Origin of the sequence: Desulforamulus aeronauticus DSM 10349, from assembly GCF_900142375.1 — a bacterium.
Lineage (GTDB): Bacteria > Bacillota > Desulfotomaculia > Desulfotomaculales > Desulfotomaculaceae > Desulfotomaculum > Desulfotomaculum aeronauticum.
The window spans coordinates 12938-36617 of sequence record NZ_FRAR01000007.1; the positions used below are offsets into that span (position 1 = coordinate 12938).

Here is a 23680-nt window from a genome sequence, read left to right on the forward strand (position 1 = left end):
TCACAATGCGAAAATTAAAAACATACTATGATTTACACGGGGGTAGATGGTGCCTGGTGGTGCTCCTGGTCTTCAAAACCAGTCGTTGGGCAGCGTTCCTGTCCATGGTGAGTTCGATTCTCACATACTCCCGCCAGTATTTTTAAGGCTTCCGAGATTTCGGAGGTCTTTTTATTTTTGTGTGGGATAGTTTTATCCAACAGAATTTCTCACAAATTAATTTTGATCATATATTTCCTTCTATTATATAGCAGTTTCAACCGCTAACATACTTACGCTCTTTTCTTCTTTCCATCGGTGATCTGAAAGAGCATCATTTCTTCTTAGATTTCCACCGCTCCCAAAGGTTTGCAACTGTTCACGGTCATCATAGCTTAATCCCCATGACATCAGTATTAATGGCCGGCGCAATAAGCCCCGACCATTATTAAATCTAATACGTAATTTTATCATGTTAGTTACTCTGGAGTTAACTATTTGCTTATCAAGCGGGCAACTTTCCGCCTTAAGCTGTTCAGTGCCGTTGATTGAGTCTCATATTTTTCATCTGACCATCGACCATCAACATATTTACGATATAATAATTCATCGTCAAAGTCATTCATTCTAACCATTTTCTCGTCAATTACTTCACCAGACAAATGAGAGTAACCTATACATATATTATTTTCATTAAGCAGAGCATAAGTAAACAATTAATTCACTCCCTATAAAAATGTTAAAACAAACCATGAAACCTCAAAATTCGTTTCACCAAAAACAGTAATGGTGTTACTGTCTGTGATATAAACCGATGCTCTATTTTTAGTGTTATAGCTATTGTCTCTGTTTGAACAAAAAATCATGCTTCTATTAATATTAATCGTTGCAATAGTAACATTTTTCCCTGTCGGTGATGCATTAGTAAGGCCACTTTGTACAGATACACCACCATAAAACTCAACAACTTCTATAACGACGTCAGTCATATTCTTATCACCTGACGATACTACTACCTCAGAAGCTGAGTTTAACCGTCCCAGAATAGCACCATTATATGTTGCCGAGATTGATGTTGAGTATACATTAATTATAGTCTTCGATATGTCAACAGGATTTATTTGTAGTCTATAAACATAATCACTAAGACCAATATAAACCCTAGCCCTCTGAACAGATTTAATTTCTGCACCTTGATAGCTACCAACAACCCCAAAAATATTTACGTCTTTTTTGATATTTCCTGGAACTAAATTAGAGTTTCCATACGCAACCCCTCCACCGCTGTGATACCCGGCAGGGATAGCTTTATTACTAGTACCCGGAGTGATGTTATATGCTCCCCTGTCCGGCATTATCCCTATTTTTTTACTACCACCCTGGTAAAATGTTTTCCCCGCCAATACATCCCCAACTAACGCATTAGCATCTTTTGAAATATCCCTAACCTTACTCGCTAAAACATCAAATATATCGCTACCTGATGCACTTTGCCCCATGTCGGTAATAGCGGTAGCGATTTTATTCTTTCCATCACCGACTTGCGTAAAAGCCTGTTCAGCCCTGTCATATGCCTTTTTTGCTGCATTAGCAGTTACCGTCACATCCGTAGCAACTTTAGCCAACTCGTCAACCAAAGTATCTACAGTTGACTTGATGTTGGTGTCGTAGGTAGCGTCAACAGTTAGCATAGGTGCGGTAAATTCTTCTGGCATGGCTTGGTAGGTGACGCTGTATTGGGCGGTGGGATCATAAACTCCATTATCAAATGTTCTTGCTCTACCAATTCCGGTTTGGTCTGAGTAAGCAGTTGAAGTATACAATTCCCAATTACCTAAATCTGAAATATTATTTTTAAACACGTTTAATACAGAGATAACTTTATTGTGTAATTTAGCTTCTGGAGTGTTGATATACCATTTGGTTGAATTATATGGTTGAGCCAACTCTCTCACCACAACACCTTCAAATACTTCCACTTGATTCGCACCTTCATGTAAGGCAAGTTCGCCTTCATGCGGTACTACTTCCGTGGTGGGAGTGGCGAGTTGGTAGTGTAGTTGGTAGGGTGTGTAACCCTGATCATTTATAACAGTTGGGCATATATAAGTATGTGTCCCGTTAACAACCCCAGAAGAATTTACACCAATACCACAATATATCTTAGCCCACGTTTTTGTACCTGTTCCATTGTAAGGTACGGTTGCCCCACCCTCGCTTTGATACATCTTCCAACCATTAAAATACGCTTTAATCTCGTCTGCTGTCGGGGTGTAGTTTTCGCCCCAGCCGGAGTCGGTGTTTGGGATTGTGAGATATATTCCGTCAAAACCACCCGTAAACCAACATTGATCTGGTATAGGATTTCCTGGTGCCCACGGGTTTAATATCTTACCATCATATTTTATAGTTATAGGTAAGCCCTTTCCTTTTATAAAACCGCTTAAGCTTATTGCTTTAAAACCTGTCTGTGAGCTACCAAACACATATCCTAAACCATCCAACACCTTCTTCTCCCATTTCTTAGTCCGCACCCAATTACCGTCAATTTCCTCCAATGTTTCGCCTTCGTAGAGAGGGGTTTGGAGGTAGAGATGAGAGGGGTTGTAGGATTTGAATTCCGTTGGAAGTTTATCGCCAAGGACGAGCATTGGGTTTGTGAAAGTAAGTTTTCCAGTTGTAAAAGTAGGATTATTCTCATACTCACTGTCTGTCATAGCATTTACGTTAGTTAAGTGCACACGCAAATTGTTAACATTAGCCGGTGTTGTCACAATAATTGATTGACCACCAGAAATATAAAATCTCGGATAAACAATGCGTTCAATCTCTTTAATTTCACTAAATGTTAATCTGGCTCTGTGTCCTTCGGGGAGTCTAAAACTATATTTTTGGCCTGGAATAGCCTTAATATTAATATAAACTTGATTATCTACACTATCAGCGTCTAACTCTACCTTATACGGCTCTAAAACCTTAGCTTTCGTATTAGCATGTACCATCCACTGATTAAACGGTGGCAGTAAATTCTCCCCTTCTACCTTCAATGCAGGGTTTTGCACACATTGGAAGGAGTCAACATAGGGATAGCGTTCTGCGATTTGGGCAGAGGTTAGGGTGTCGATTTCGTTATATTCGGCTTGGCTTATTTCGTACAGACGGATGCCGTCTACATGTGCGTATTGCCCAGAAACACCAGTTACGCGTATTTGCAAACTTTTTCCTAGTAAAAAATCACCAGTTACTTTACTATAAACCGTAGTAAATGATGCAGTATTTACAACAGGAACGAGTAGTACATCGCTTACAGCAGTTTCAATTTTTACTGCATTCCCATTTTTTAATTCAGCCATATACAGATAATATTTACCAGACAATACAGTAGACGGAACAATCATACCCATGTTTCCTATGCTAGATGTTAATGTTATTTTAATACCATTATTTCCGTGAACTTTATTCGTACTGTCTAATGCATGCGTAACTTGCCAAGTAGTCCACTTCCCCACATCCTCACAATTACCATCCCTGCCCAGCAAGTTAACCAACTGCCGCCCCTTAAACTTCGGCTTTAGTTGTGCCGCCCTGGGTGCGTTTAGGACGCTTAGACCGTGAGGCAAGGTAACGGATTGTTTACTGTCAGTTTTGATTTGTTGCGTGTAGTCGGCCAAATGGGTATCAAGAACCATCTTTTTAGCAGCGTTTTGATCCATCAAATCTAGGTTTTCGTTATACGCCTGCCGATTGAAAACTTCATTCCCAAGTGGCTTTTTAAGTCCTAAATTCGGTGTTATTGTAAGCATTTTTTTCCCCCTTATTCTTTTTTACAAAGAATAACCCTAGTAACGGTGTCGCTACTAGGGCATAAAGAGGACATATTAATCGCGGTGCGTGGCAACGGTTTAGGGCGGCCACTATCAAGGCCACTTCGGTGATGGTGAGTAGGTAATATCTTACTCAATCCGCAATCTCTAAACTTATGTTAACACCATAGCGCTGGTGAATCATTCTTGCTAGGTCATTTATGGGGATATTAAAAAGGTGTTCCGGTATATTAAAAGTTCCGTATCCAAAAAAAGATTCTACATTGCTTAATGTTCTTCTTAAAGCACTCATACTACTCCTATACGACTCCTTGGCAATGATGCTAAAATATTTATTTGAAGTATAATCATTATCCTTTTGATGGGTGCGAACCAGTTCGATGTCTTCCCACTTAATTAGACCAACATTTTGATGATAGAAGCCCTTATCATTTATGATAATTAGTGGTTTCTTGGAAAAGGCCGTTAAACCTAATTTGACTGTTGCGGGGCCAAAAAATAATAAACATAATATGCCAGAGTAATTGTGATCTCCAATAATTATGATACAACCAACAACAAATACTAGCCCACATACTGTATAAAAAATAAGTGCCTTTTTTCGAGGATATATTCTAATCTCGTCTTCACCGTAATAATCCTCCACAAAACCCCTCCTTGAAATCAGAATTAATTCTCTTTATATACTATCATCATGGTTTATTGTATGACTATCGCATAAAATGTTACTTTATGTCGCATAAACAGAAAAAGCCCCAGCCGAAGCCGGGGCCATAATCTTATCTTAACTTTGCAGCCATTTTAATAATCAACGCAGCAGCATTTTCACCGGCCACCTGCTTACCGGACATGGCGTTGGCTAGCCAGTAATCAGGGCTACCAATAACACCGTAGTACTGCAATGTTTTAACGGCAGTAATTAAATCATTCTCTGGTTGCTTAGGCACTAAACTAAAGGCCCTAACCAATCCGGCTACAATCGCCCCGGCAAAGCCGTCGAGGGTCTCTTCCTGCTTAAGTAAGGCAGCGTCTCTAACGTTATCAACAAATAAACACTCCACTAGCATAGCAGGCATGCTTGTCTCTCTCAGTACCTGGAAGTTAGCTGACTTACAACCTCGGTCAGTAATACCTTTACTATCGAGATACTTACGGATTTCGGCATGGATCATGGTGTGGAGGGTCCGTGTTTTGTCGCCGGCCCCAGTATAGACAAAGCTCTCAAACCCGGTTCCACCTCCGGCGTTTACGTGGATCGAGAGGAAAAAGTCAGCTTTCTCCTTGTTGGCCATGGCTGCCCTTTCACTTAGGCTAAGGTATCGGTCATCCATCCTGATTACCTTAATCTCTACATCTTCATAGTTTTTGAGTTTAAGCGATACTCGTCCAGCGAGGTCTAGGGTGAGGTCTTTTTTGATTAAACTATTACCGGAGGCCCCTGGGTCTTTCCCACCGTGACCGGGGTCTAAGGCTATTTTAACCATTCGTGTTCCCTCCCCTATTCGCGTCAACGTGGGACTCACCTAAAATATAGAATATCGCCACCCCCGCCACCGTCATGATAGCTTCCTTAGGTAAATCTAACCCCGGCCCTTCATTGCCGATGGCCACACCAGCGGCAACAACGGCCATCCAAAACTTACGAGACTTAAACTTATTCATATCTTAATTCCTTTCCCCTAGCTTCCTAAATACTTCACAGCAGCACCAATCCCAGCCCCGAATCCTCCCACTTTGCCATGGTCAAAAGTGCGCTAATAATCTTGTCGTCCTGTTTCTCGTTTTCGATTCTTGACGGGCACAGCACTTTTCCCGATACTCTTCGCATTCCTTCCGGGTGACAGTATCTCGCTGGGCATCTAAGCGCTCGTGTATTCGTTTAATGTCCTCCCGAGTCTCTTCTCGCTGCCTAGTTAAAGTTGTTTCTATTTTCTCTAATTGCTTGACTACGTTAGATATTTCGGTCCGTAGTACATTGACTTCACCTTCTCCCAGCTCCCCCACTTCCCGGTAACATTACTCGGCACCATCAGCAGCCGGGCATCACGACCACCCGCTTAGCGGGTGGTTTGCTCTAGCCCTATAAGGGCATGGTACTAAGCGGAGCCTTAAGGCTCATTGAGAGATCCGCCAGCCGCATATCTTTACAAACCACCCCTAAAGGGGTTATTTTTTATTGTTCTTTCCTACTTGCTCACCCGTAAACGGGTCTATATACTCTTTTATACTCATCTGGTCCGAAACAATATCCTCCTGTAGTTGCTTTTTAATATATTGCTCAATTGCTTTTTTATTGCGTCCTACCGTATCGACATAGTAACCCCTACACCAGAAATGTCTACTGCCATACTTGTACTTTAAATTCGCATGCTATCAAATATCATCAAGGAGCTTTTCCCTTTTAGATAACCCATGAAACTTAATACACTTAACTTGGGTGGTACAGATACCAACATGTGAATGTGATCTGAACAGGCATTTGCTTCCAATATTTCTACTTTCTTGTACTCACATAATTTCCTCAATATTTTTCCTATATCTTCTTTGATTTTTCCATATATCACTTGCCTTCTGTATTTTGGTGCAAATACTATGTGATATTTACAATTCCACTGCGTATGTGCTAAACTTTCTGTATCCATTTGGTTCCTACCTCCTTTGGTTATTGTGCGGCTGGCTAAACCTGCACTATTCTACCAAGCGGAGGTAGGTTTTTCTACTCATAGCTAAAGCTTTTTTGTACCACCTGCATAGCAGGTGGTTTTCTTTTAGACAATAAAAATAACGCCTCAGAGGGCGTTATTAAAAAGTTACATTAAATTGTTTTGTTATGGCAATATTTTAGCTATCAACATATCGCAAGCTGTTACTCCCGAATCTCTAGCATCAATTTTTGCTATAACATCTCCTGGAACTGCTCCAGGGAGAATATCTATTACTGGCGAGATTTTAATTTCATCTGCAGATTGGGTAGTATTTTTAATAGTTATTTCCATTCTAGTACTAGTTATAAACTCATATTCAGCACCTTCTACACTGGTCTTACTCTGATCAAAACAAACCCCGGCAGGTAGCTTAACAATAAAAATATCATTATCATACAAATCAGTCGGATATGCATCATCCTCCTGAATAGTAATAATACCCAGTTCAGCACTTTGAGCGGAATTAGGTATGAGTACAACTTCGCTAATTGAGTTTTTTGTATACCCAAAAGCCGTTGCACACACTGTCAGTAAACTCATTAAGACAACAGTAACTATTAACCCACGATATTTCACACAAAAACCCCCTTGTATTTTTATTATCTAACCCCAAAACACCTCCTTGTATTTTTATATTATTTTGTTTCAACATGAATTATGAATTTCCTTTGATAAATATTGATACATTATGTCTAAACTTACTTTATATGTCAATTTTGCAAGGTATTAAAAATAAAATAACGCCCTGGTTAGGCATTGTTTCGCATTTTAAGTCTTAAACGAAGTAAATGACTCTTGCAGTAGATCAAAAAAACATCACAGTTAGGGCCCGCTAAGGAGCAATGTACGGAGTGGTGTATGTTTCGGTTCTGAATCCTTGACGATCCATAGTAATGCCACCTTTAGTGCGGGCAACATAAGGAGCCATGGCCCATGCAACATAGGAGAATGACTGATTTCTATTAGCTTTTTAAGATCATTTGATCGCAGAGTCAAAAAGAAAAGAGCCCGGAGGCTCTATGGTTATTTATATTTCAATAAAATCACTGGAACTGTCATATGTAAGAATGTCTATATAGCTAGTTTAATTTCTTTTTAAATACAATCTCATAAAATTGGACCTTATCAAAAAAATTGTTAAAATTAAGAATCATAATTTTTTCCCGTAAAATTCTTTTCCTTGTTTCTTTGATGCGTATTATTTCTATAGAATTATTGTTTTCAATTAGCTTTTTTATGATTTCATGTGTTACAGTTTTGTACTCAATCCCACAGGATAGAAATTTAAATGTTCTTAATAGCTTAATGCCAAAGAGTGCTTTTCTCCCGTAATTATCTTTAAACTTTAACTTTACTATTGTTTTTAGTGTCGGATGCATATATATTGTGTTCGGGTTACCCCTAAATATTTTACAACACCATTTTTTCTTAAAAATAAACAAATTGTTTATTCTATTTACGAAAAGCATTTCACAAAGCAAAAAACCTAGAATAAAGACAATTAAAAAAACAAAAATAGACAAAACACCAAGAATAATTATGTACCCCATAACATCACCCCTTTAACGCCATTCTTCGACACAAAAGGAGGTTAACCCTTTATACAAATTTCGACGCTTAACTCTTTATGGTTTTTAATCCATGATATTCACTGATTTTTATTTTTATAAAAGAACAAAATATACTCAAGGGAGGTGTTGTTATGTTTCATGGATATCATCGGCATCATGGCTTTTGCGGATTATTTATGATGACCGTGGCCTCTGCAGCCATGACAATTCCGTTTTTATGTATCATGAAAAGAATGGCAAACTCCTTAGAGATAATCGCAGAGAAAAAATAGTATTATTAATATTGCCGCCTTGGAGGCGGCCCTTTTTCTGCCATCTGCATAAGGCCCTGCATGCAAAAACCCCCATCACTGGCCGTTCTTGTCCTATCCCACCATGACCAAAACGATGCACTATCAACATGTAAGAGAGATTTTATTTCTTTCAGTTATCTTCTCGCACTTTCACTAGCCGCCTTAGTCATTTGCCAAGCTCTATTTTCGTAGCCCCTTTTAAATTAGGTTCTCCCATCTTAGCCACTCCCAGGCAAATTATCATCCCCGTGATAAACTAAGATTGTCCACATTTTATCCGTCCTAATGGGTGAGGCTTTTTGTTTTACCTGTGTTGCATGAAATGGATGCACTACAAAACTACTGACTAACCAACGGAACTCAAACATAAGAACACTTCTTAATATCAGACATATACTATTGTAAATTTAAGGAAAGGAGTGTTCAGTTTGGGTAATTTTCGTAAAATGTATCTCTGCCCTTACTATCCATATATGCCAATGTACAGCCCAGGATATTGGAATCACTTCCCTAATCAGTATATTCCTTATAAAGATCAAGCCAGTGCTCCAATTAAATTAATAGATTATGGGCCTCACCCATTTGCTATTAACATTGAAGAAGCTACAAAGCAGAATAATAATTTTCGTATGACTTTATGGACAGGAGACTATTTACAGCTCACCTTGATGAGCATTAATGTGAGAGAAGACATAGGTTTAGAAATGCACCCCAACCTTGATCAATTCATACGTATTGAAGAAGGATTAGGACTTATTCAAATGGGAGATAGCAAGGACAGGTTGGATCGTCAAGCACATGTCCAAGATGATTACGCGATTATTATTCCTGCTGGTAAATGGCACAATCTAATTAACATAGGCAATGTACCGCTTAAATTATATTCTATTTATGCACCACCTGAGCACCCATTCGGAACTGTTCATAGAACAAAAGAAGAAGCTGAAGAACACCACAGACGTGCATAACAAAAGAAATTTCTAAAAAGACTTAATTCCCATATACTCCTCTAGTATTTCAAGGCTTCCGAAATTTCGGAGGTCTTTTTATTTTTGGGCGTTGGTAAAATTTTATCCAATAAATTTTTATCCAGCGTAAGACACAATCATAAATTTTTCATAAAGGACCACGGTACATTGTGCTGTTAGTTGTGAGTACCTTAAGTGTTGGAATTGCTAATTTGTTTCACTGGCGGTGTTGGTGTAAATAATGTTTTTAGCTTAATGTGCCGTTCCATGAAATGTGCAGGAAAGAAATATTTATTATATAATGTTTTTACATTTCCCACTTGATCTTATTATTTACCTTCTGTAAGGAGTGTTAACATTCTATGAATATACCAATTTTATGGTACCGGGAAAAACAAGTAGAAAGAACCATCAATAATTTAGAAAAGCATAACATCCTCGGTTTTTATGTTAAAGATGAAAATGAACTATTGATCAAAATAAAAGAACTAATCAAAGAAGCTTCTGTTGTCGGAGTAGGTGATTCAATGACTCTTTTTGAGACAGGAGTTATTGATTTACTAAGAAACGGGAAATACCATTTCTTAGATAAATACAAAGATGGACTAACTCGTGAGGAAAAAGATCAATTATATAGGGCTATTTTTAATTCAGATACGTTTTTATCCAGTACCAACGCTTTAACTGAGGAAGGAGAACTTTTTAATATTGATGGTAATGGAAGTAGAGTAGCCCCCATGATTTACGGTCCAAGACAAGTCATAATTATAGCAGGCATTAATAAGATTGTTAAGAACATTGAAGAAGCTGAAAAGAGAGTAAGAAATTATGCCGCACCATTGGATGCAAAAAGACTCAACAAGAAAACACCCTGTGTAGCGTTGGGATATTGTGTTGACTGTAAAAGTGAAGAAAGAATTTGCAACTCTTTTGTAACTATAAAGAGACAATTTATTAAGGACAGGATCAAAGTAATAATTGTAGGAAAAGAACTGGGCTACTAGCCTTAACCCGATGGCTATTTAAGGGAGGCCCAAGGATGCCAAACAATTATTTCTTTCATAATTCACCACCAAATTCGATAATTTACCATAAAAATTTAATATTGCTTTAATATTGCCGTGATATACTCAGAACATCCTCTGTTTAATATAGATCCTCTTCTTGTTTCACCGCTTTATTGGCGGTGTTTTTTTCTGCAAAAGTCGGCAGGCATACTTGAGTTTATTATCATTTATCTTTAGGAACTTAAACAAAATTTTTCATATTTTTTTAGAGTGTTTCCTTACCTCCTTCTTTCATTCTGTCACATTATACATATTTATGAATATTATGGAAAAAAGGAGGTTATTTTTATGGCATTTGGATTTGGTCCGTTTTTTAGACCACCCTTTTTTAGGCCGCCTTTCTTTCGGCCTCCGTTTTTCAGACCCCCGTTCTTTGGTAAAAATCAGAAAAGCAAGTCTTCAGTAAGCAACAAACCTAATAAAAAAAGGTAATCTTGCCTAGCATTGACAAAGGGGTTCGAGAGATTATTCTCTAACCCCTTGCACGGAGCAATACAGAATTCGGAATAAAATTAATATTTTTAGCCCCTTAGATACCTATTCCCGTTTGAATTCCCTTGTTTAGATTTTGTTGTCCTGGAGATTTTTTGGGGATTTTCGAAGATGAAGATAATGAAAAAGCCCCTACCTAAAGGCAGAGGCTTGCGAGGAAAAGAATTGAAGTTCACTGGTATTGTCGTACATCATTGTAATACAGGGGACCATGGTTATCAATCAGACTATGGTCCTATTCCCTCAGAAACAATTCAACCTGTGCCACCCTAATATCCCCGTGATTATGTTGGGTTGCCAGTAACGGGTAAGAAACGCATCTAAAATTTATAGTGTATTTGTTATGATTACCTGATCGTCAATGAAATTCACCTGTGCCTGTAAAGCTTCTGCAACAGCACGAACCGGTAACATTACTCGTCCATTCTGATATTCAGGAGCAATATCCATTATAACTGTAGTTCCGTTCGTAATCATTTGATTACTCCCTATGGTAAGCACAATACTTTGAGAACCCTTGTTTATTGTCACTTTGTCATTATCAAAAAGTATATCTTGGTCATCTACTCCTAGTGAGCTTACTAAATATCGAATAGGTACAAACGTTCTGTTATCTTTAACATAGGGAACTACATCCATTGCTTTGGACACACCGTTATAATTGTAGAGCTGGGAACCTACTTTAAAAACTACCGATATGTCTGTGGGTGAGTCAATTACCTCACCAAGGCTGATCTTGCTAATTACTTTATCTACGTCATCAAAAAGCGAACCGCTTTGATTAATTGCTTCACCTGACAAATCTAAATAGAGGGGTCCATCCGGAACTTTACGGCTAATAGTAAGCCTAATATCCCGCATACTTATCGTGCTAGGAGTACTACTTTCGCTTTTAATAGTTACCTTAATATATTCTCTGCCAGCACTGCTAAAATCGTTTATTACTGAATCAATTTTTAGGTCACCGCTGACAACCTCAACTTCGGGTAAGGTGGCAAAAGTAACTCCGCTAGGCAGCGTAAAATAAATAGGAAGCTTTTCCTTAAATGCCCCCTTTATTGTTTCATTAACCGTTATGTCTTCTACCTTTTGGTTTGGTAACCCTAATTTTAAAGAGGTGCTTGCCGCGAAAGTAGACGTTGGTAAGACAAGTAAGCAAATAAGAGTGAAAACAACCAAAGTCTTTATAGACCTTACCTTCAATTCAATTCCTCCTCAAGAGATATCTTTATATAGTTAGACGAAACAGTAACGATATAGTTCCTCCGTAAAGATAAACACCGCTTTTTAAGCCGCAAGGCTTAGAAGCGGTGTTTTTTAAAGTTCATATTTCCATACCTCTACATTTGCTTTAATTTACTAACAAGTTTTAATATATCAAAAGCACAATATAAAATTGCCCCAAAAACAACGAGCCACCACGTCAGCTTAATCCTTGGCACTATTTTAGAAATAACATACAATACGCAGTAAGATACCACTATTCCGGAGATAGCATTTAGTATATTAAAGAAAATCAGTTTATCAACTTTCTCCTTTATAATTTTCCACATAAAAAGCTCTGTTATAAATTCTACCAGAAGTAATGCAATAAACCCAGTAACAAACAATGTTAGCCCCGTAACTATCGTTGTTAATTTGTTTTCAAGCATATCCTTTATCTTTATAGGAGATGTCATAATATCCCCCCCTAAAAATTAGTTGCTTAGGGAAAATATATTCAAAAAAAGTAATATGATCAATGAATTTTTTAAAATAAGTGCATGAAACCAAACTTTACAATAAAAATTCAAAAGGCCCGGAAGCTTCGCAGGGGAATATTTCTACTTATTAAGTTGCTCAGCAATCTGATACAACGCTTTAGACATATGAAAAATTTCACCTACCGAAGCCGAGATTTCCTCCACCGAAGCTGTTTGTTCCTCAGATACTGCCGCTATTTGGTGGATCTGCTCGCCTAATTCATCGATAGCAGTTCTTATCATAGTAAGAGTATCGGTGATTTCCTTGACGGATCCGGTGGTTCTTGCAGCTAGTTTACGTATTTCCTCTGCAACTACGTTAAATCCCTTCCCTTGATCTCCTGCTCGAGCCGCCTCAATCGCAGCGTTCAAACCAAGTAAATGAGTCTGTGCTGCTACATCCTTAATCAGGTTTAGAATAACATCTGTCTTTTTTACGTTGTTACTAATGGAATCAGCTTGTCCTGAAAGATTCGTTGCGGAAGCTGCTAATTGCTCAGAAGCAGCTGTTAAGCCACTGGTAGTTTGAGCAATGACATCTAAATGACTCCTCCAATTTCCTAGCATCGCCTAGCAAAGCATCTTGTATAGCAGTAGGCTGTCCCAGTAGAAGCGAGCCAATTATTTCGCCTCCTGTATCGTAGAGTGGTACCCCTATACCAAGAAACGCTACCCCAAACAGTTCCGGGCCAATTTTTGCGGTGATACGACTTCTGCTTTTCAAAACCTTGTCTGCTAAACTACCGGCTTTTATTGAATCATTGGTAGTAATTCCTTGATTAAGAAGAGTTCCCGGTTGATAATAAAGATATTTCTCATGGTCCGTTACACCCAGAGCTGATTCAGGTCCGAGCAGCATTTTAAAACTTTTAGCCATTTCAATAACATATTCCCAATTGTGGTTGATCACTTGGTCACCCCCTATTCTTTAGCTAATTCTATATCTTATTTTTCAACAGCTATTATAAGAATCCTTTGAATTCCAATCTTTTTTGAAAAAAATTGTATACGCCATTAACTTAAAGGCAGTTTGGTAAACCTACCACTCAAGAACTTGCTTAAAAAAGCTATCTCAATTGTGAAACAACATGTAGGCAAAACCTAATTGAGGCAAGGTAACACTTTCCATATTATACCATATAATATGGATAACTAAGAGCAAGTTGCTTTTAGTTATCCCCCTTCCTAACTCGGCAGTTATTGCCGGGTTTTTTTTGTAAAGACTTGATAGAAGCCTAACATAATTTTTGACCCGGCCTTAAAGGCCAGGTCAATACGGAGAGTTATTTATTACCCCAAAGGGCAGTAATTATAGTACCCAAAAATAATTCAATTATAATTGTTAGATAATTACAACTTCATCATCATGATTAATCACTAAAGGTACTTGATAATTGTTCTGCTATATTATTAAGTTCTTCTACTTGATTAACCATTGCCTGAAGTGCCTGGGACATTTTATCTGTACTTTCCGCTATGGTTACTGCCTGTTTCTCGGTTTCTACGTTTGAGTATTGAATCTCTCGGATAACATCTTTAACCCTATTTACAGATTGTGCACTGCTATCCGCTAGCTTCCGGACTTCGTTGGCAACTACATTAAAGCCTTTACCATGTTCACCTGCTCTGGCAGCCTCAATCGCAGCATTTAGGCCTAATAGCTTTGTCGATTCTGCTATATTACGTATAAAACCTAAAATATCTTCGGTATTAGCTGCTTTTTTCATGGCCTGCTGAGCTGTCTCTGCCAAGATCGAAGTGGTACCGGCCTGTTCCTCAGACGTGGCAGCCATTTCTTGAATAAAGCCCGTTAGGGACTCCAACCCAGTTTTTAATTGTCCTGTAGTTTTTTTAGCCAGCTCTTGTGCAACATCACGTTGTAGACGCAATTGAATAACTTGGGCAGCAAAGGATGCAATCGGTTTTACAACCTCAGGATCACCAGTAATACCAATAACGCCTACCCTTTCATTTTGGTAAGATATCAGTACGTTAGAACCGGCACGGACATTAGTTAATCTTGCTGCCTCTTCTTGGGTCACACCATAGTAATCCATTTCACCTTGCATCATTCTTCTGGATATATCGTGAATGGAACCTTCTCTACCTGGTATAGTACTGGCTATAACAATGCCCCCAGGTCCAAAAATACTAATATTTTCGTTTAGTTCTTGGGCGATCATATGTACCATTTGCCTTGCGAAGTTCTGATTTATTTCGATAGTCATTTAGTTAGCTCCTTTTCGCAGTGATGATTATTAGATTTATGATTTTCCGGAATCTAACAGAATCTATTTAAGTATTTTTAAAATCAGTTACTCCGACCAGCCCAATTCCTGGGTAAGTTCTTTAATATGGGCTCTTAATTGGCATTCCTCTACTTTTAGTTTACCAATTTGCGTACGAACTGCCATTAAATCTTTGACCAGTTCATTTACATGTTCGAGTTTTTGACGATTCCTATAGCTATTAATATCTGTAATCATGCTACCATCATTCCCCATCAGATAATAAATTATCCAACTCTGCAGTTAGTTTCTGAATAGATTTCTTCAATTCCACCTCTTTTTCAAGCAGTTGAAAATAACCGTAGTAATCTAAGCCCTGTTGTTGTTGCAAATGAACCAATAGTTCAATCTTAACATCTTTAGGCATTTTTTGAATTATATCATGATAGTCAGGAAGCTCAAGGTTCTTAAATATTTGTAGGTATTGCCTTACTTCAATAATTTCCTTAACCAAGCTATTTAGCTTTTCCAGTTGCCGTCGTTTCCGATAATCAGAAAGATTAGTTATCATGCACGATCACCCTAATTCCTTGTTTCGACATTAATTTATTAGCTTCCTGCAGCTTAATAATCAAAAAGAATTCGGATCGGCATTATTCTCCGATCCGAATTCTTAGCATAACTGACTCCACAATTTAGCTGTACATATATCTTTAAGTAATATTTTATCGTAACTTGATTTACCGGAAAAGGCATTGCTCGGATAGTCCTCTAAGCTAGGGTCTGCCTGGTATTGTTCATGCATAAAAGGTTTTTGACCAGCTTGCTTGCTTTGCATTAACCACATACGAACCAATTCGTCCATCCCTGAATTGACCAACTGAGATCGTAATTCCCGCGCTCGCTCTGTAGATTCAATACAAACGAAACTCTGGCACACTAGGGAACGAGCCAGATAACTGGAGCAAATGCGTTCTGTTTGGTCAAGAAAGCTACAAGCACCATCCAACGTAAAGCCCAAGCTAATATCTACCACAGCACCTTCTACATAAACATAACAGTGGTCTTTAAGAAAAGACAGTACTGGCCAAGGCCCCTCCAGAGCTAACAATTTTTCCATTTTTTCTACATAATTAAGCACATCAATGCTAGTAAGGGGAATTCTTTCCCAACAACATTCATCACAACCACGGCAGGGAGGGTCCATACTATTTTCTATCCAAATATTGATAGCATCCAGATAATCTTGAATTGTTGCATCAGGGTTTAATACCTCTACGTCAAGAAATTTATCCTGTGTTTTAAATACCTTGATTTTCAAAATTTAATCCCATCTTTCTTAAATACCAATACATTGTGACCCCTATAAGTAAATAAACCAGCCAAATAAATAAAAAAGCAGGGAAAACTCCCTACTTTTTAACATCTGGAGCGGAAGACGAGATTCGAACTCGCGACCCTCGCCTTGGCAAGGCGATGCTCTACCACTGAGCCACTTCCGCATTAGCAAGTTTAATATACCATATCACTCAAAACTTGTCAAAACGAAATTGTTCATATCTAGACATTTTTCTTACCTGGTTTTTACCTGATTCACATAAATTCCCTGGTAGCTACTATTCTATTCCTCATCAATAAAACATAAAAATTTAATATCTAGAACAGAAGGGGGCGATTAATGAAAATTAAATGGTAAGACACTACTAGCATGGTTCGACCGATCCGGCAAATGTTTTCTTGCCCAGTATTAGCAGGATTTCGTTTTATTGGATAGAATAAATGCAAAAAGGCGAGGAGGGTTTGCCATGTATAAAAAAATTTTAGTACCTTTGGACGGTTCGGATCGTTCGACCAAAGCCCTATCCCACACAGTAGAACTAGCTCTCAAATTGGGTTCTCAAATCACCCTAATGCATGTAGTGCCCAGTTTACCACCCTATGTAAATACTGCCGTGGATAGATTGGGTCAGGCACAGCAATCGATCATTGATGAGTTGATGAGAAATGGCAAAGAAATGTTGCAGCAATACGCCTCTTCCATTTCAGATAAAGGTATCGAAGTTAAAACTTTTACCGTAATGGGTCAACCGGCAGATGAAATTATCGAAAAAGCGATTAAGGAGAATTACGACTTGATTGTAATTGGCAGCCGAGGCTTAGGAGAAATTAAGGGATATCTAATGGGAAGTGTTAGCAACCGTGTCTCTCGGCATGCTGTCTGCCCGGTACTAATTATACGTTAACAACTTCATAGCTGGATAAAAGTTAGAAAAAACAAGCCTCCGCCGGCATCTAAAGACCTGGCGGAGGCTTGACTTGTTCTTTACAAAGGACTCAAGTGTTTGTCGTGATTAAATCTTTTTGTAATACTGATTAGACTCCTTGCAATTGTAATGTCAGTTGGGCAGGATAACTGGCCGGTATTGGCTTACTATCCTTAGGTTCAGTGATAACAGTAGAATTGTATGAACCCGGTGTCGGTTCCTTGGTATCATACTTAACTATCAGCGTGTGTTCCTTCAATTGCATATCTACGATAAATATTTTATAACCACTGGAAGGCTTTTCTCCCCAGGATATTTCTAATGCACGGCTACCTTCTTTATTCGTAATAATCTGTGCCGTGACACCTGTATCATTGACCCCGACTAACTGCTCAAGGTTCTTTAAAATGGCTTGTGCTTCAGCACTAGTTATTCCTTGCTTTGGTTGAAAATTCCCCTCCTGGTTAAGGTTCATGATTTTTTGTCCTACTACCAGTTTAATGTTATCCGTTGCTTTACTATTAGCTTTGGCCAAATCCTTTATCACTGGTTCCCCAGAGGATTCAACTAGGTTTTTTCCAGGTTGATGTTGCAGCAGATTGCCAATCATCTCAGCCAGTTCTTCCCGAAGAATGTTTTCAGAAGGACGGAAGAACCGATCAGAAGAATTTATAACCTGATTGTATACAAGTATCATCACAGCATCGGCATAGGATTCTTCTACTTTAACATCATCATAAAATTCTGCTACTGCCGGTGGTTTTAAAAACCGAAAGCTGTTCAAGTTTAAATTTAATGAGTTTACCATCTTTTCTGCTAGTTCAGCACGGGTAATATATTGGTTCACCTTATTGATATCAGCTACTGCAGGGGTAACAGGAGTTACTTCTGTCTTATTAATGGCATTTTTTTGCTGAGGGTGGGCTATTTTATTTTTTTCGTCTGCTTGGCTCTTCCCAATGGGATAGAGAGCCACGGCAGTTAGCAAAAGAGCCCCTGCCATTATACATGATAAACGTTTCTTCATAGTATTACCTCCTGTCACTTACATTGACGCAGAGGAACGATAACAAGTTCCATAATGTGGCTAATCCAACCAAAATATTTTAAGGACCGGAAAACACCGGTCCTATTCTTCAAAGTGGAGCTTACCACCTTCCAGACTATTCACTTTAATTAAGGATTCTATTCGGATACCGGAATTTCTCAGTGTCTTTCCCCCACCTTGAAACACTTTTTCAATTACAATGCCAACCCCTACCAGATGTGCTCCTGCCTGCTCAACTAATTTAGTTAAACCCTTGAGGGCTTCTCCCCTAGCCAGGAAATCATCCACAATAAGCACCCGATCATCTGCGGTTAAATACTCCTTAGCCACAAATACATCCACCGATTCATTTTTGGTGAAAGAATAAATCTGAGATTGGTAACATTGCTGATCAAGGGTTGAAGGTTTTCTTTTTTTAGCAAAAAGCAATGGTGCCTGCAAAGCCATAGCAGTGGTTAGGCCCACTGCAATACCAGAGGCTTCCACCGTTAAAACTTTGTTGATCTGGGTGCCGGCGAAACGCCGGGCAAATTCACGTCCAATTTCTAACATTACCTCGGGATCAATCATGTGGTTAATAAATGAATCCACCCGCAAGATCTGTTCAGAAACCACTTGACTATTATTTTTCATTTTCTCTGTAAGTAATTGCATTAGGAAACCCTCCACATGTTAGCGTTCTTCTCGGTCATAGGGCACGCCTAAAGCTCCCGGGGAACCAACCCGGTTGGCCATTGCTTTGCGAGTCACCATTATTAATACCAAAATAGTAAATATGTAGGGTAGCATTTTTAAGAAGAAAGAAGGGATAGCAATTCCCATGGCTTGGGCACGGAAGCCAAAGGCATCAATACCACCAAAGATATAACTGCCTAACATGGCTCGCAAGGGATTCCAGGTAGCAAAAATAACCAGGGCCACCGCAATCCAACCACGACCCGCTGTCATATTTTCCAACCAGGTAGGTGCATAAGCCAAAGAAAGATACGCCCCACCTAAGCCAGCTAACATCCCACCTAAAGTCACATAAAAATATCGTACTTTATAAACACTGACACCTAAAGAATCCGCCGAAGCAGGGTTTTCTCCCACCGCACGCAGGTTTAATCCTAGGCGAGTGCGATAGATCAGAAACCAAAGCACTGGTACTACTATATAAGATAAATAAACCAATTGATCGTGTTGAAAGAAAACAGGCCCAATAAAAGGTATATCGCTTAGAATACCCAAATTTACAGGCTTAAAAGCATTCTCAATCGGCACACCAATATAGGGCTTACCGAGAAAACCGGATAATCCTGTCCCAAAGAGGGTAAGTGCCAGACCTGTGACCACTTGATTTGCTTGTAAAGTCACCGTTAAAAAAGCATGGATTAACGCCATTAGGCCTCCTCCTACGAGAGCGGCCAAAACCCCAAGCCAAGGATCATTGGTCTTTACAGCGAAAATAAAACCACTAACCGCACCGACTAACATCATACCTTCAACACCTAGATTGAGAATACCGGATCTTTCGGTTAACAGTTCTCCCAGGGCTGCGAAAAGTATCGGGGTTCCTGCAGTTATAGCGGTAGCCAAAATAGTAATGAGAAATTCTTGGGTCACTGGCTACACCTCCACTTTTCCTTGGTTCTTTAAGACAATGCGGAAACGGTTAAAAAATTCGCCGCCTAAGACAAAGAATAGTAACGCTCCTTGAATCATAAACACGATGGCTGCAGGAACACCAGTGGTTTGTACACTGTAACCACCAACCTGCAAAGCGCCCAGCAGAATGGCAACCAGGATAATTGCGAATGGATTAAGCTTGGCCAACCAAGCCACGATAATGGCAGTGTACCCGTAACCAGGACTTAGACCTTGCTGCATTCTTTGGGTAATGGCTGAAACCTCCGCCATCCCAGCTAAACCAGCAATGGCACCACTGACAAACATCACCAAGATAATATTCTTTTTAATATTCATACCTGCGTAACGGGCGGTTCGAGGGCTTTCGCCAATTACCGTTACCTCATAACCCCAACGGGATTGTTTAAGAACAAACCAGAGTAAGACTGCGATTGCCAAGGCAAAGACTAAGCCAAAGTGTACTCTGCTGCTACCAAGGGTTGGCAGCACTGCCGAAGGTTCAAAGGGCTTACTTAAGGGAAAATTCATACCCTGGGGATCTTTCCAAGGGCCAAAGATAAAATAATTTACCCACAGGATCGCTACATAGTTGAGCATAAGAGTTGTAATGGTTTCATTAACTCCCAGGTAAGCCCGGGGAATGCCTGGAATTAGGGCCCATAATCCACCACATAATAAACCCAGTAAAACCATGCCCGGCAGCATCAGGTAAACGGGCAGTTCGGGATAGGTCAGTGCCAGCCAAGATGCTCCAAAGGCGCCCATATAAAATTGCCCCTCAGCACCGATATTCCATAACTGCATGCGGAAGGCCATGGAAACACCAAGACCACAAAGCATTAGTGGGATGGCTTTGACAATGGTCTCGGAAACACCGTAAGTAGAACCAAAGGCGCCATCCAGCATGCCGCCGTAAACAGCAAACACCTGTCCCCAAGTAATACCTTTCGGAGAACTTAGTCCATTAAGATACAGAAATATTGCTCCGGTTATCAAAGCTAAGAAGACCGCTATCACCGGTATCAGAACCAACCCCATAGAGGAGGGTGCTGCTCTACGTTCCAACTTTATCACGATGCCTTAACCTCCTCAGGTTGAGAGCCTAACATCATTAAACCTACTTTTTCTGGCTCAGCTTCTGTTACAGGTAGAACTCCCATCAAAGTGCCCTTGTATAACACACCAATATTATCTGAGAGTTTTAAAAGCTCTTCCAGGTCTTCAGAAATCAAAACAATGGCAGCTCCTTTGCTTCTCTGCTCCAAGAGCATTTGGTGCACCGCCTCCGCGGCAGCAATATCCAACCCCCGCACAGGATACACCGCCACAATAACCTTTGGCTTGGCCGCCAATTCCCTGGCCAGGAGAATTCTTTGTAAATTACCGCCGGAAAGCATTTTAACCGGTGCTTCCAGGCCAGTGAGCTTCACCCCAACACTTTCTATCAGTCTAAGGGCAAACTCCTTGGCTAGTTTTCGGTTTATAAATGGACCCCTGCCCAGCCCAGGTCTACGATACTCTTTTAAAATTAGGTTATCTATCGCACCAAGGTTGGGCACAAGTCCAGAACCCAGACGGTCTTCCGGGATATAACTGACACCTTCTTCAATAATCTCCCTGGGCGAAAAATTACTAACATCTTTACCACAAAGGGTAATGCTACCCCCAGTCAAGGAGCGCAAACCCACTATGGCTTCTGCCAGTTCCCGTCGTCCGTTGCCTGCAATACCGGCAATACCTAAAATTTCTCCTTCTCGTACAGATAAGGAAACATTACATAAACCCGCTCTGTTGCTATCACTGGGAGCTGAAACATCCTTAAGTTGAAGGATCGGTTGACCCAAATTCCCCAGCTTTCTTTTCGTTGGAGCAATAATGTCTTGCCCCATCATCAAACGGGCCAATTCCCGTTCATTTACTTGACTTCTTTCCCGGGTTGCCACAGATTTGCCATTTCTTAAAATGGTAACCCGGTCGGCTACTTCCATCACTTCATTTAATTTGTGCGTGATTAGAATAACTGATTGTCCCCTTGTTGTCATTTGTTTAATCACCTGAAACAATTCCCTGGCTTCTTGGGGAGTCAACACAGCCGTCGGTTCATCCAATACAAGAAGTTTGGAACCCCGGTACAGCATCTTAACAATTTCCACTCTTTGTCTCTCGGCGACAGATAACTGCCATATTTTGGCAGTTGGGTCGACTTGCAAACCATATCCTTGAGACAGTTCTGCAATTTCTTTCTCTACCTGTTTGGTATTCATTGTAAATCCGGCATCTTTGCTGCCGAGAATTACATTTTCAGCCACCGAAAAGGTTTCAACTTGTTTAAAATGCTGATGCACCATGCCAATACCAGCTTTAATGGCCTCGCGGGGTGATTTGAAGCTTACCTGGTGACCTGCCACATAGATTTCTCCGGCGTCAGGACGGTAAAGGCCAGATAAAATAGACATCAAGGTACTCTTACCGGAACCATTTTCCCCCAGCAGTGCTAATATTTCTCCCCGTTTCACCTGCAGTTCCACCTGATCATTAGCCAGCACGCCCGGAAATTTTTTGGTGATTTGCCGCATGTCAACCAGTAAGCTTTCAGTCATTTTATTCTCCCCCTAAATTTGTCTGCTGGCAGGATAACCTGCCAGCAGACAAATTAGATTTTTATTTATTTAGGAATTGTACCCTCTACACCTTCCACAAACCAATCAAAGGACAGCATATCGGCATCGGACATTTTTTGGCCGGCAGCCACTCTTTCTTTCCCTGTTTGATCTTTAACGGGTCCGTCAAAAACATCAAACTTACCTTCAATCAATTCTTGTTTTTTGGTTTCTACCAATTGTTTTACATCTTCAGGTACCATGGGACCAAAAGGAGCCAGATCTACAATATTATCAGAAATAGGACCCCAATATTGATCGCTCTTCCAGGTACCTTCTTTAATCGCTTTAACTGTATTTACATAATAAGGACCCCAGTTCCATACAGCGGAAGTCAGAACAGCCTTGGGAGCCATTTTGCTCATATCGCTGTTGTAACCGATCCCGAACTTACCTTTTTCTTCAGCAGCCTGCTGAGGACCGGGGGTATCCTGGTGCTGGGCAACTACATCGGCACCAGTTTCTAACAAACTCTTGCCGGCTTCTTTCTCGGCGGCGGGATCATACCAGGTGTTGGTCCAAACCACGTTAACTTTAGCATTGGGATTTACAGATCTCACACCCTGTGTAAAAGCGTTGATACCACGGACCACTTCGGGAATGGGAAAAGCAGCTACATAGCCAATGGTGTTGGTTTTCGTGGTTTTACCAGCAACGATACCGCTTAAATAACGGGCTTGATACATCCGGCCAAAATAGGTACCTACGTTATCCGCAGTTTTATAGCCGGAGCAATGAAGGAATTTAACATCAGGATACTTTTGGGCTACCTTAATAACAGGATCCATATAGCCAAAGCTGGTGGCAAAAATAATTTTGTTACCCTTTTCTGCCAGCTCGGTCAGTACACGTTCAGAGTCAGCTCCCTCAGGAACCGATTCCACAATGGTTGTTTCTATATCTGGCATTTCCTTTACAAGATATTGACGACCTAGATCATGAGCATAGCTATATCCGCCATCTCCTACTGGTCCTACATAAATGAAAGCAACTTTCAGCTTATCCGTGGCTGCGTCTTTTTTACCCTCTTCTGCTGCCTTAGGTTTCTCTTGACTGCCACAACCTACAAGGGCTACAGCTAATACCAAGGTAAAAACAATAGTTAAGATTTTTTTGCTCAGTTTCACCTAATTGACCTCCTAGTTTTTTGGTATATTTTTTATTTCTAACTAGCTAAAAAGTTAAGCCATCCCTCCCCCGCCCCCATAAC

26 protein-coding genes, 2 tRNA genes and 1 pseudogene are annotated in these 23680 nt (G+C 39.9%); 5 read left to right on the top strand and 24 right to left on the bottom strand.

Features of this window, described 5'->3' with window-relative positions:
- Positions 1–38 precede the first annotated feature (38 nt).
- A tRNA-Sec gene (locus BUA78_RS20085) sits at positions 39–136 on the top strand.
- A 107-nt stretch (positions 137–243) separates the two neighbouring features.
- Here BUA78_RS20085 and BUA78_RS19850 read toward each other — a convergent pair.
- The 9 genes and pseudogenes from BUA78_RS19850 to BUA78_RS03545 all read right to left on the bottom strand — a co-directional run bounded on the left by BUA78_RS19850 (position 244) and on the right by BUA78_RS03545 (position 7084).
- Positions 244–453, bottom strand: coding sequence for a hypothetical protein (locus tag BUA78_RS19850; RefSeq protein ID WP_139257225.1), 210 nt, complete (start codon positions 451–453; stop codon positions 244–246).
- 20 nt (positions 454–473) lie between these two features.
- The gene (locus BUA78_RS03515) at positions 474–695 is read right to left on the bottom strand and encodes a hypothetical protein (RefSeq protein WP_072911033.1); all 222 of its coding nucleotides are present in this window, start codon (positions 693–695) and stop codon (positions 474–476) included.
- Positions 696–707: 12 nt separating this feature from the next.
- On the bottom strand, positions 708–3782 hold the full coding sequence (locus BUA78_RS03520) for a hypothetical protein (protein WP_072911034.1): 3075 nt from the start codon (positions 3780–3782) through the stop codon (positions 708–710).
- A gap of 154 nt (positions 3783–3936) precedes the next feature.
- A complete protein-coding gene (locus BUA78_RS03525) occupies positions 3937–4449 on the bottom strand; it encodes an STM3941 family protein (protein WP_072911035.1) in 513 nt (170 codons plus the stop codon).
- Positions 4450–4582: 133 nt separating this feature from the next.
- The gene (locus BUA78_RS03530; RefSeq protein ID WP_072911036.1) at positions 4583–5287 is read right to left on the bottom strand and encodes an N-acetylmuramoyl-L-alanine amidase; all 705 of its coding nucleotides are present in this window, start codon (positions 5285–5287) and stop codon (positions 4583–4585) included.
- A complete protein-coding gene (locus BUA78_RS03535; RefSeq protein ID WP_072911037.1) occupies positions 5280–5465 on the bottom strand; it encodes a hypothetical protein in 186 nt (61 codons plus the stop codon). Before BUA78_RS03535 ends, BUA78_RS03530 begins: the two co-directional genes overlap by 8 nt.
- 81 nt (positions 5466–5546) lie before the next feature.
- Positions 5547–5807: a hypothetical protein gene (locus tag BUA78_RS19855; protein ID WP_139257226.1), complete on the bottom strand. Its 261-nt coding sequence runs from the start codon at positions 5805–5807 to the stop codon at positions 5547–5549.
- 162 nt (positions 5808–5969) lie between these two features.
- Positions 5970–6445 (bottom strand): annotated as a pseudogene (gene tnpA, locus BUA78_RS03540) (IS200/IS605 family transposase).
- Between the two features lie 186 nt (positions 6446–6631).
- Positions 6632–7084, bottom strand: a complete 453-nt coding sequence (locus BUA78_RS03545) for a hypothetical protein (RefSeq protein ID WP_072911038.1) — start codon at positions 7082–7084, stop codon at positions 6632–6634.
- A gap of 1126 nt (positions 7085–8210) precedes the next feature.
- Here BUA78_RS03545 and BUA78_RS20090 point away from each other — a divergent pair.
- The 3 genes from BUA78_RS20090 to BUA78_RS03560 all read left to right on the top strand — a co-directional run bounded on the left by BUA78_RS20090 (position 8211) and on the right by BUA78_RS03560 (position 10344).
- Positions 8211–8351 (top strand): hypothetical protein, encoded by a 141-nt coding sequence (locus tag BUA78_RS20090; RefSeq protein ID WP_175548960.1) that lies wholly within the window; start codon positions 8211–8213, stop codon positions 8349–8351.
- 467 nt (positions 8352–8818) lie between these two features.
- Positions 8819–9340: a cupin domain-containing protein gene (locus BUA78_RS03555; protein WP_084082301.1), complete on the top strand. Its 522-nt coding sequence runs from the start codon at positions 8819–8821 to the stop codon at positions 9338–9340.
- Positions 9341–9702: 362 nt separating this feature from the next.
- A complete protein-coding gene (locus BUA78_RS03560; RefSeq protein WP_072911042.1) occupies positions 9703–10344 on the top strand; it encodes a lactate utilization protein in 642 nt (213 codons plus the stop codon).
- Positions 10345–11226: 882 nt separating this feature from the next.
- On the opposite strand, the gene BUA78_RS03565 is transcribed toward BUA78_RS03560, so the two are convergent.
- The 9 genes from BUA78_RS03565 to BUA78_RS03595 form a co-directional block, all read right to left on the bottom strand.
- Positions 11227–12102: a copper amine oxidase N-terminal domain-containing protein gene (locus BUA78_RS03565; protein WP_072911044.1), complete on the bottom strand. Its 876-nt coding sequence runs from the start codon at positions 12100–12102 to the stop codon at positions 11227–11229.
- A 137-nt stretch (positions 12103–12239) separates the two neighbouring features.
- Positions 12240–12578, bottom strand: a complete 339-nt coding sequence (locus BUA78_RS03570) for a hypothetical protein (RefSeq protein ID WP_072911046.1) — start codon at positions 12576–12578, stop codon at positions 12240–12242.
- 144 nt (positions 12579–12722) lie between these two features.
- Positions 12723–13208 carry a methyl-accepting chemotaxis protein gene (locus tag BUA78_RS20790; protein ID WP_139257227.1) on the bottom strand — a complete coding sequence of 162 codons (486 nt, stop codon included), beginning with the start codon at positions 13206–13208 and terminating at the stop codon, positions 12723–12725.
- On the bottom strand, positions 13138–13551 hold the full coding sequence (locus BUA78_RS19865; protein WP_139257228.1) for a hypothetical protein: 414 nt from the start codon (positions 13549–13551) through the stop codon (positions 13138–13140). Before BUA78_RS19865 ends, BUA78_RS20790 begins: the two co-directional genes overlap by 71 nt.
- A gap of 460 nt (positions 13552–14011) precedes the next feature.
- Positions 14012–14869: a methyl-accepting chemotaxis protein gene (locus tag BUA78_RS20795; RefSeq protein ID WP_072911047.1), complete on the bottom strand. Its 858-nt coding sequence runs from the start codon at positions 14867–14869 to the stop codon at positions 14012–14014.
- A gap of 87 nt (positions 14870–14956) precedes the next feature.
- The gene (locus BUA78_RS20100; RefSeq protein ID WP_175548962.1) at positions 14957–15127 is read right to left on the bottom strand and encodes a hypothetical protein; all 171 of its coding nucleotides are present in this window, start codon (positions 15125–15127) and stop codon (positions 14957–14959) included.
- Positions 15128–15134: 7 nt separating this feature from the next.
- Positions 15135–15440 (bottom strand): abnormal cell lineage family protein, encoded by a 306-nt coding sequence (locus tag BUA78_RS03585; protein ID WP_072911049.1) that lies wholly within the window; start codon positions 15438–15440, stop codon positions 15135–15137.
- A gap of 102 nt (positions 15441–15542) precedes the next feature.
- Positions 15543–16190: a YkgJ family cysteine cluster protein gene (locus BUA78_RS03590; protein WP_072911050.1), complete on the bottom strand. Its 648-nt coding sequence runs from the start codon at positions 16188–16190 to the stop codon at positions 15543–15545.
- Positions 16191–16296: 106 nt separating this feature from the next.
- A tRNA-Gly gene (locus tag BUA78_RS03595) sits at positions 16297–16371 on the bottom strand.
- Positions 16372–16674: 303 nt separating this feature from the next.
- Here BUA78_RS03595 and BUA78_RS03600 point away from each other — a divergent pair.
- Complete coding sequence (locus tag BUA78_RS03600; RefSeq protein ID WP_072911052.1) at positions 16675–17112, top strand: universal stress protein; 438 nt, start codon at positions 16675–16677, stop codon at positions 17110–17112.
- 130 nt (positions 17113–17242) lie between these two features.
- Here BUA78_RS03600 and BUA78_RS03605 read toward each other — a convergent pair whose 3' ends face one another.
- From BUA78_RS03605 to BUA78_RS03630, 6 genes are all read right to left on the bottom strand, one after another.
- Complete coding sequence (locus BUA78_RS03605) at positions 17243–18160, bottom strand: S-layer homology domain-containing protein (protein WP_072911053.1); 918 nt, start codon at positions 18158–18160, stop codon at positions 17243–17245.
- 102 nt (positions 18161–18262) lie between these two features.
- Positions 18263–18835, bottom strand: a complete 573-nt coding sequence (locus tag BUA78_RS03610) for a xanthine phosphoribosyltransferase (protein WP_072911055.1) — start codon at positions 18833–18835, stop codon at positions 18263–18265.
- 18 nt (positions 18836–18853) lie between these two features.
- Positions 18854–19786: an ABC transporter permease gene (locus BUA78_RS03615; RefSeq protein WP_072911056.1), complete on the bottom strand. Its 933-nt coding sequence runs from the start codon at positions 19784–19786 to the stop codon at positions 18854–18856.
- Positions 19787–19789: 3 nt separating this feature from the next.
- Positions 19790–20884: an ABC transporter permease gene (locus tag BUA78_RS03620; protein ID WP_072911058.1), complete on the bottom strand. Its 1095-nt coding sequence runs from the start codon at positions 20882–20884 to the stop codon at positions 19790–19792.
- Entirely contained in the window at positions 20881–22410 is a 1530-nt protein-coding gene (locus tag BUA78_RS03625) for an ABC transporter ATP-binding protein (protein WP_072911060.1), read from the bottom strand. The genes BUA78_RS03620 and BUA78_RS03625 overlap by 4 nt, the downstream gene beginning before the upstream one ends.
- Before the next feature lie 65 nt (positions 22411–22475).
- Positions 22476–23597 (bottom strand): BMP family ABC transporter substrate-binding protein, encoded by a 1122-nt coding sequence (locus BUA78_RS03630; protein WP_072911061.1) that lies wholly within the window; start codon positions 23595–23597, stop codon positions 22476–22478.
- Positions 23598–23680 lie beyond the last annotated feature (83 nt).